Source organism: Dellaglioa sp. CoH-56-MRSF-10 (assembly GCF_056782175.1).
Genome location: NZ_JBXAYF010000136.1, coordinates 1 through 255, shown reverse-complemented (window position 1 = coordinate 255; position 255 = coordinate 1). Strand labels below are relative to the sequence as shown.

General features: G+C 41.6%; 1 protein-coding gene. It reads right to left on the bottom strand.

Annotated elements, in window-relative coordinates:
• Positions 1 to 249, bottom strand: a 249-nt coding sequence (locus tag AC1RP4_RS08085) for a pyridoxal-phosphate dependent enzyme (RefSeq protein WP_481763290.1), incomplete at its 3' end; no start/stop codon positions are given.
• Between the last annotated feature and the right edge of the window lie 6 nt (positions 250 to 255).

The following is a 255-nucleotide window of genomic DNA, read 5'->3' as shown; positions in this document are numbered from 1 at the left end:
GGCCAGAGCAATCCCAATCCCTGTGTTTCCGGCAGTCGGTTCGATGATCGTCGTTTTTCCATTGATTTTTCCTTGGGCAAGTCCTTCTTTGATCAAATAACTGCCCAATCGATCTTTGATACTTCCTCCTGGATTTAAATATTCCAGTTTTGCATAAATAGCAGAACCTTTAGGCATAGAATAGTGCTGATTGTCAAAGCGATAAAGCGGTGTAGAACCAATAGCTTCTGTAGTTGTCGAGATAATCATATGGAC